The sequence below is a fragment of the Pedobacter sp. HMWF019 genome (assembly GCF_003061025.1).
Lineage (GTDB): Bacteria > Bacteroidota > Bacteroidia > Sphingobacteriales > Sphingobacteriaceae > Pedobacter.
This window is the reverse complement of record NZ_QAIL01000354.1, coordinates 1-8,246: the sequence shown is the minus strand read 5'-3', so window position 1 is coordinate 8,246 and position 8,246 is coordinate 1. Positions and strand designations below refer to the sequence as shown.

At 38.0% G+C, this 8,246-nt stretch carries 6 protein-coding genes; 3 read left to right on the top strand and 3 right to left on the bottom strand.

Annotation, left to right across the window (positions count from 1 at the left end):
* The first annotated feature begins 382 nt into the window (after positions 1 to 382).
* The 3 genes from DBR11_RS19575 (at position 383) to DBR11_RS19565 (ending at position 4,411) form a co-directional block, all read left to right on the top strand.
* Positions 383 to 2,962: a TonB-dependent receptor gene (locus tag DBR11_RS19575; RefSeq protein WP_108554315.1), complete on the top strand. Its 2,580-nt coding sequence runs from the start codon at positions 383 to 385 to the stop codon at positions 2,960 to 2,962.
* 98 nt (positions 2,963 to 3,060) lie between these two features.
* On the top strand, positions 3,061 to 3,681 hold the full coding sequence (locus DBR11_RS19570) for a hypothetical protein (RefSeq protein ID WP_233260833.1): 621 nt from the start codon (positions 3,061 to 3,063) through the stop codon (positions 3,679 to 3,681).
* Between the two features lie 10 nt (positions 3,682 to 3,691).
* Positions 3,692 to 4,411, top strand: a complete 720-nt coding sequence (locus DBR11_RS19565; RefSeq protein ID WP_146186596.1) for a hypothetical protein — start codon at positions 3,692 to 3,694, stop codon at positions 4,409 to 4,411.
* Between the two features lie 281 nt (positions 4,412 to 4,692).
* Here DBR11_RS19565 and DBR11_RS19560 read toward each other — a convergent pair whose 3' ends face one another.
* The 3 genes from DBR11_RS19560 to DBR11_RS19550 all read right to left on the bottom strand — a co-directional run bounded on the left by DBR11_RS19560 (position 4,693) and on the right by DBR11_RS19550 (position 8,135).
* Positions 4,693 to 6,930, bottom strand: a complete 2,238-nt coding sequence (locus DBR11_RS19560) for a PAS domain S-box protein (protein WP_108554313.1) — start codon at positions 6,928 to 6,930, stop codon at positions 4,693 to 4,695.
* A complete protein-coding gene (locus DBR11_RS19555) occupies positions 6,914 to 7,285 on the bottom strand; it encodes a two-component system response regulator (RefSeq protein WP_108554312.1) in 372 nt (123 codons plus the stop codon). Before DBR11_RS19555 ends, DBR11_RS19560 begins: the two co-directional genes overlap by 17 nt.
* Before the next feature lie 100 nt (positions 7,286 to 7,385).
* Positions 7,386 to 8,135, bottom strand: coding sequence for a DeoR/GlpR family DNA-binding transcription regulator (locus DBR11_RS19550; RefSeq protein ID WP_108554311.1), 750 nt, complete (start codon positions 8,133 to 8,135; stop codon positions 7,386 to 7,388).
* Positions 8,136 to 8,246 lie beyond the last annotated feature (111 nt).

Sequence of the window (8,246 nt, the reverse complement as noted above, 5' to 3'; positions counted from 1 at the left end):
ATCTACAACTTAGAACCAAATGAAAACAGACTTACATTTTATGAAAATGAAAAGAAAAACATCTAAAGAAGGAATGCCTTTCCTTTTAGACTGTTGCTGTTGTTGTTGATTTAGCTCAAGTATTGCCCCATAAATAAAGGCACCTGCAAATCCCATATTTTGAAATATGACTGGACATGAAAACATCCATATGGCTTTGCTTTGCAATTTATCATAACCAACAAACCATCAGTATTAAAATAATGAAACCATCTTGATTTTTCAAACCACACAGTGGTATAAACAAATCTGATAGCTTCATCACAAAAGAAGAACAAACCGAGTTTACGAGCTCATTAATACAAATGAAGACAATAAACAAAACATTAATAAATTTAAACAGATGAAAAAAAATTTACTTCTTATCCTTTCGCTTATACTTACGGCAAATTATGTTTTTGCCCAGGATGCGATAACAGGTGTAATAAAGGGCAGCAACGGTGCTCCTATCCCACACGCTACAGTAGTAATCAGAGGCACCAAGATTTCTACAATTGCGGATAATGACGGAAAGTTCAGTATCAATTCAAAACAGGAACTTCCATTTTACCTTCGGGTCAGTTCAATTGGTTACAAACCTCAGGATTTCCAGATCTTAAAACTCCAGGATACCCCTTTTGAATTGGTTCTGATTGAAAGTTCGCAACTAGATGAGATTGTGGTAACCTCAAGGAGACGTTCAGAGGTACTTCAAGATGTACCAATCGCCATTACCGTTATCGGTGGACAAGCTGCAGAAAATGCAGGGGCTTTTAACGTCAACCGTTTAAAAGAGCTGGTCCCTTCTGTACAACTATACGCATCAAATGCTAGAAATACCACCCTTAATATCCGCGGCCTGGGCTCAACATTCGGTTTAACAAATGATGGTATTGATCCGGGTGTAGGCTTTTATGTAGACGGAGTTTACCAGGCACGTCCGGCAGCTACTTCTACAGATTTCCTTGATATTGAACAAATTGAAATCCTTCGCGGACCTCAAGGAACATTATTTGGAAAAAATACAACTGCTGGTGCATTTAACATCACCACAGCCAAACCGACTCAGATCCCAACAGGAAAAGTAGAATTGAGTTTTGGAAACTATAATTTTATCCAGGCTAAAACTTCTGTTTCTGGAAGCGTTGCAAAAAATCTCGCCGCCAGGTTATCTATCTCTGGAACCCAGCGCGACGGTACAATCTGGAATACCAAAGAAGAACGTAAATATAGCGGTCAAAACAACCTTGGTTTTAAAGGTCAATTGTATTACACACCTTCAGATAAACTACAGGTATTGTTAAGTGGTGATGTAAGTATTCAGCATCCTGCCGGTTATCCACTGGTTATTGCAGGTGTAGCTACAACAGAAAGAAGCGCTTATCGTCAGTATGCCAAAATCGTTTCTGATTTAGGTTATCAGCAACCTAAAATAGATCCTTTTTCCAGAGAGATCAATACCAATACACCATGGAGACACAATCAGTCCATTGGCGGTATATCAGTGAATGTGGATTATAAAATTGGCAATGGAACGCTGACTTCTACTACGGCCTGGAGATTCTGGAACTGGGATCCTACAAACGACAGGGATTTCTCTGAATTATCTGCATTGACCAAATCTCAGGGGAACTCACGTCACGATCAATACTCTCAGGAAGTTCGATACGCCGGTAATCTAGCTGAAAAAATAAGTGGTGTAGTTGGGGTGTTTTTTCTTGGACAGAATTTGAAAGGATTAGACCAAACGGAAGAGGTAGGCAAAGATCAGTGGAGATTTGTGCAAACCAGTAATACTGGTTCTCAGGCTTTATACTCGACGCCTGGTTTACTGGATGGTTATGGTATCAAAACCAATTCAACCATTAAATCTTTAAGTGCTGCTGTATTTGCCCAGGTAGATTGGGAGTTTCTAAACCACCTGCATATTTTACCTGGATTAAGATATACGTATGATAAGAAAGATGTTGATTATAACAGAGTAACCTATGGAGGCCTGCAAACCACAGATGCTGCGCTACTGGCACTGAAAGCCGCAGTTTATAGCAACCAGCAATTCACAACCGATGTAGACAACAATAATTTGTCTGGAAACATCACCTTATCTTACCGCCCTAACCCCAGCTTGAATGCATACGGAACTTTCTCTACAGCTTACAAACCAGTTGGTGTTAACGTAGGAGGTTTACCAACTACTTCTACCGGGGCAGCAGATTTGTCTTTGGCAGTAGTAAAACCAGAATATGTTCAACATTATGAATTGGGTGTTAAAACCAGACCATTTAAAGGTGCAATTGTTAATGTTAGTGCTTTTAATACAGATATTAAAGATTACCAGACCAATGTTCAATCGCCTCAATTGGGCGTAAACAGAGGTTATCTTGCCAATGCAGAAAAGGTTAATGTAAAAGGCTTAGAAGTTGATGGAACTTATCAATTAGAAAGGTTCTTCACTCTGAATGCCGCCCTTGCTTATCTGGATGGTAAATATGTAAAGTTCACAAATGCTCCGCTACCTTTAGAAGAAACCGGCCATACGGAATTAGTTAATGGTGTGGCTACGCAGGTAGCATTTAAAGATGCTTCAGGAGGTCGTTTACCTGGTATATCTAAATGGAATATTTCTGGTGGTGCAGAATTTAGTGTTCCAGGTAGTTTAGCTACCAAAGCGGGTAGATATTTTATTGCTGGCGATGCGAGTTACCGCTCAGAATACTCTTCAAATCCGACACCTTCCAGTGTGTTAAATGTTGATGGCTATTCGTTATTCAATGCCAGATTAGGATTTAAATCTGATAAATTTTCGGCATTCATTTGGAGCAGAAATATTGCGAATAAAAATTACTATGAGCAATTGCAGGCAGCCGCGGGTAATTCTGGCTTATACGCTGGTGTACTTGGTGACCCAAGGACTTATGGGGCTACCTTGCGCTATTCTTTCTAAGATCCTTTTCTCTTTCCTATTGAACCTCTAAATGGTTCCGAACCTGCAGGATAACATCTGCAGGTTTTTTATTGCCCAAAATATATATGGCTGGACCAATGGAATTTTATGTTATTTTTAAATCAAAATTTCTGCTTGAACAGACAATGAGGAAGTCAATTTTAAAGATATATGGTGTAATTTCACTAATGCTTATTGCAGATCTTGCTGCATATTACTTTTATAAAATAGGCCTAAACGGTTATTACAGTGACATCACCCTGTTCTGGCTTTGGATTTTCAGCAGTATAATGATCGTCATCTTATTTTGGAAGAGGATAATGGCAAAGCTGCTTTTAGCAGCAATGGTACTGGTTTTGGTACTGAGCATTTTACCTATGGCACTGCCGTTTTATACATTGATGTTATCAACAACATCTCTTGGATTGAAAATGGACAAAGATTTGGGCAAGAATTACCGTGCACAAATTGTAGGATACAGTGTGATGGGCTATCCCGTACTGCAGGTGACAGAAAGAAAAGGGATTTTTGAAAAGCAAATATTTCAATGTAATGATAACCAACTTTTAAATGATGATCCCAACGTAAAGATTCGTGATGCAAAAGACATCATTCTTGATCACCAAACGCAAGACACCTTGACACTCACCTTACGTTATGGGATTAGGAACAAAAGTTTTACGTTTGATAAGAAAACTGGAAATATCGTTAAAAGATAACATGCGCTCCATGAAAATTACATATAAAAAAATAATAATAGGTTTAATCTTAATCGCGGCGATTATGATTATTCCAGATGTTTCAATGTATTATCAGCAATACAAGTTACGCTCGGAAAAGCTGCCCGAGATCTACAAAGCCTATGCCGGATTAGACAGCCTAAAAGATAACGAGTACGAAGTGCTTAAAATTAACACCGAAGTGATCGAACCTATCCTCCAGGCAAATGAAAGTACGATCGTTATTACCTCTGGGCATTATATAAAGGGTGAAAATGGGGATACTTTGGAAAACGTTTGGTATACAATAAACCCTAAGGGAGAAGTGATAAAATCACAGACAAGGCCCAAGGTAAATGTTGCCGATGCAAAAGAAGTAAAATATCAGGAATCGACCTATGATATAGATAAAAATGCAGGCTTAATTAGCAGAGAATTTGTACATAAAGAAAATTGGATGGAATATTCATTTTGGAATATTGGTAAAAATTTGCATTGGGGAACTGGAAATAGCTCAGGACGAAAGGGCTGGATAGGTACAAGTTATTTCCAGATAAAAATGCCAAAAAAAATGCTTCATTTTAAACAGTTTGTTGAGATTGATGAAGATGGAACTTTTAGAGATCGTTTTTCATATTTTGTCTATAAACCAAAAATTGGTGAGTATCTCTTATTAAATGACACACCAAACCGCATATATTACTTAATCAGACCAAAAAAGACTACATAGTCATATATCTAGCCGGCAATATTAATTTTCTTATCTCACGACTAAACCTTTTCATTTCAATAGGGTCTTATCATTAACACATAAAAACCTATATTATGAAAACAATTAAGTATCTATTTCTCTTGCTGGCAGTAGCTGTCAGCTTTAGTTCCTGTATCGTTGCCGAACGTGGAGGCAGACCTCATCATCACAGACATTATTACGGTTATTAACCTAATTATCATTATTAACGTAAAAGAAGGGTGTCCAAAAAGGCACCCTCTTTACGTTAATAACAGAATTTATAGAATTAAATCTTTATGCGGCAAACTAAAATAAAACGTAGACCCCTTCCCCTCTTCACTTTCTACCCATATCTGGCCTTCATGGCGCTTAATAATTTCAGCACTCAGATATAACCCAATACCAAATCCGGAGATGGTTTTAAACTTTCTGCTTTCTACCCTGTAGAACCGGTCAAACAACAACCCGATATCATCCTTTGGTATACCGATCCCTTCATCTCTAACGCTCACCAAAGTCTCCCCATTCACCTCCTTGCAAAGCACTTCTACAATTTTACCCTGAGGGGAATATTTGATAGCGTTACCGATTAAATTATTAATTACCTGCCCTATCTTTTCCCGGTCTGCAAAAACCATAACTTTTTGACTGTTTCCTGTCGAAATGTTATGCGTCCGGTCTGTGAGTGTAATTTCTTCTATTACTTCGGCAATCAATTCGTTCAAGCCAAAATGTTGCTTTTCCAGGTTAATCTTACCAGCCTCCAAACGTGACAAGTCCAAAAAGCTCTTGATCATGTTGTTCATCTTATTTACCTGTCCATCGGCTTTACTAAGGGAATTCATAGCCTGAATATCTCCACTCGCTTTTGCTTTAGAACTCAATAATTGAACATAGGCCTTTAATGACGTCAGCGGGGTTTTCAACTCATGACTCACCATGGCTATAAAATCATTCTTTCGGATTTCATCCTGCTTATGTTCGGTGATGTCCAGCAAAATTCCTGAAAACCGAACAGGAATTCCTTCTTTATCTCTGTAAATCCTTCCTGTTGCCCTCATCCAGCGCAATTGCTGATCATAGTGACCTTTAATCGAAAACTCCAGATCGAAATGCTCGCCTTTAATGACTGAAGATTGAATAGCTTTCTGTACTACCTCTCTATACTCCTCAGTAACCTGCGTAATAACTGTATCGTAGGTCATTTCTTCATTAGACTTATAGCCAAAAAGCTCTTTCAATCTGGGAGAAACCGTTAAGCGTTTGCTCAGCGGATCATAATGCCATGTCCCTAGGTTTGCAGACTCAATTGCAATTCTAAGCATCTCTTCAGCACGCTCAACTTTATGTCTGCTTTCTACCCTCGCCGTGATATCTTCAGCACCAACAATAACACCATATACTCTTCCCTGAGTATCAATCATCGGATCATAAAAGAAACTCACATACTTCTTTCCAATTCCGTTAGCGGTATTAAAATAAAAAACTTCTTCTTCCTGCCCATATGGCTTCCCTGTTTCATAAACAGTTTTTAAATATTCAAGAAAAGGCTGTCCAACCAGTTCCGGAAGAATCTGCAGCAGTGGCAGGCCAATAACCTCCTCCTTCTTTTTATTCCATAAATCCAGTAACCGTTGGTTGGCTATTTCTGCAATCCAGTGCTTTCCTTTCAATACCAGTAAAGAATAATGTGCATTCATCACAACACTTCGGAAACTCGATACACTCTCCTCCAGCTTCTGTTTAACCAATACCAAAGGAGTAACTTCGGTAGCAATCATCATAATGCCTGTAGTATGGCCTTTTTTATCTTTAATAGGTTGGTATGCATAATTAAAATAAGCTGTTTCCAGCTTTCCATTCCGTAAAATAAAAGCTTTTGCTTCATTTCCCACCATCGCCTCCCCCCAGGTATAAACATCCTCCAATAGTCTTAAAAAAGGCTGGCCTTCTAATTCTGGCAATGCAATAGCCATAGGCATATTCAATACAGATTTATTCTTTCCCCATAACTCCAGCATTCGGTTATTTGCAGACTCAATAACCAAATCCCTCCCTTTGAGAATACCCATACCTACCGGTGCCTGTTCAATCAGGTCCATAAAATAATTGCGGTTGGCCCGATCATTTGCAAACCTGATTTCCTGATCAATATCCTTAACCGTATACAACAGGTACTCAACACCCCCATCATGATCAATTACGGGAGAAATGTGAATGGAAATGTATAAACTTTTGGAATGATGAGCGGGTGTAAGGAGAAATGGGCTAATCTCTGCTTCAGATTTGTACATCAATACCCTTTCCAGGACCTCAAGGATATTGGAAGGAAATATATCTTTTTCAACATCAAATATGTCCTTTCCAATAAGAGCTTCTCTGTTCAGCCCTGTTATTTTAAGATAATTATCACCAGCAACATAGATACTAAATGATAACGCTTCCTTTTTAAGGACTAAGCCAACATGCGTTTTCTGAAGAAAAGCTTTAAATAAATCATCATTTTGGTGATCCATTAATTATATGTTCTACAACGGTTCTCAATTCATCAACATCGAATGGTTTCTCTAAAAAAGCATTATTTCCTACATTTTCATTGCTGTAAATAAACTTAGGAAATGCAGACAGCAGTAATACAGGAATATGTTTATGTTTTTCGCTCCCTTTAATGAGCTTGCAAAGTTCTCCACCGTTCAGTCCATTCAAATTGTAATCCAGGATAACAATGGTTGGGCGATGTTTCTCTACCAATTCCAAAATGTCATCAGTTTCCTCATAGAAGAACACCTGTTCACCATTATCTGAGAAAATCTCTTTAAAGATGTCCTCCATTTCCAGATCGTTCTCTACAATTAATATCCGCTTCTCCATTTTTTTTTCAGATATAGATGATTAACCGCCTTCAAACCAAAGAGCCTTCAGGTTCAGCTAAAAGAAGAACAAAGAAATCTTAAAAAAGTTTTTGCGCAAATTATCTTATTTCGATGCCTGCATTCGAATAATCACTCAAATTCACCAATTTAGGGTCTGCTTCCGTAACAATAACGTTAAGCAGATTAGCAGCGCAGATGTAAAAGGACTCTGAAGTATTGAGCTTATCGGAAGTAGATAATGCAACGATATATTTCGAAGTTTCTACCATTGCTTTCTTAATTTGGCTGTCTTCATAATCTACCCCCGTAACGCCATAATTCAAATCGATGCTACATACACCTAAAAAGCAAATATCCGCTCTGATACTTCTTAAAGTCTGAATCGTTTCATATCCGGTAGTAGAGAAACTACTCTTATTCAACCTTCCTCCAATAAATAATACCTCAATTTTTGGGTGATCCTCCAGAACTGAAGCTACAGGAAAACTATTGGTGACTACAGTAAGTTGCATGTCTTTTGGCAGATTTGCAACAGCTGCAAGTGTAGACGTACCTGAATCGACAAGTAAAACCATGTTAGGTTTAATAAACTCCAGTGCTTTGGCAGCAATGATCTTTTTATGTTCAACATCAACATTTTGTCGGTCCCTGTAATGCATCGGAATGGGAGAACGATGCATTGCACCACCCCTAACAGCCCGTAAAAGCCCCTGATCTGACAATTCTTTGATATCTCGCCTTACTGTATCTTCAGATACATTCAGAATTTCACTGAGCTGATCCAACAATACTTTTTTATCCTTCGCTACATATTCAAGGATTAAATTTTGTCTTTCTGCCTTAATCATCCTGCAAATATAAAGATTTATTATTTGCAATATATTGCAATATTAAATAGATATATTGCATATATTTGCAATATGAAAACAAAAAAAACAAGCATAGCCATAGATATGGAT

Excerpts from the sequence above, each read along its gene's own strand:
- DBR11_RS19575 (WP_108554315.1), top strand. The coding sequence starts at position 383 with ATGAAAAAAAATTTACTTCTTATCCTTTCGCTTATACTTACGGCAAAT.
- DBR11_RS19570 (WP_233260833.1), top strand. The coding sequence starts at position 3,061 with ATGGAATTTTATGTTATTTTTAAATCAAAATTTCTGCTTGAACAGACA.
- DBR11_RS19565 (WP_146186596.1), top strand. The coding sequence starts at position 3,692 with ATGAAAATTACATATAAAAAAATAATAATAGGTTTAATCTTAATCGCG.
- DBR11_RS19560 (WP_108554313.1), bottom strand. The coding sequence starts at position 6,930 with ATGGATCACCAAAATGATGATTTATTTAAAGCTTTTCTTCAGAAAACG.
- DBR11_RS19555 (WP_108554312.1), bottom strand. The coding sequence starts at position 7,285 with ATGGAGAAGCGGATATTAATTGTAGAGAACGATCTGGAAATGGAGGAC.
- DBR11_RS19550 (WP_108554311.1), bottom strand. The coding sequence starts at position 8,135 with ATGATTAAGGCAGAAAGACAAAATTTAATCCTTGAATATGTAGCGAAG.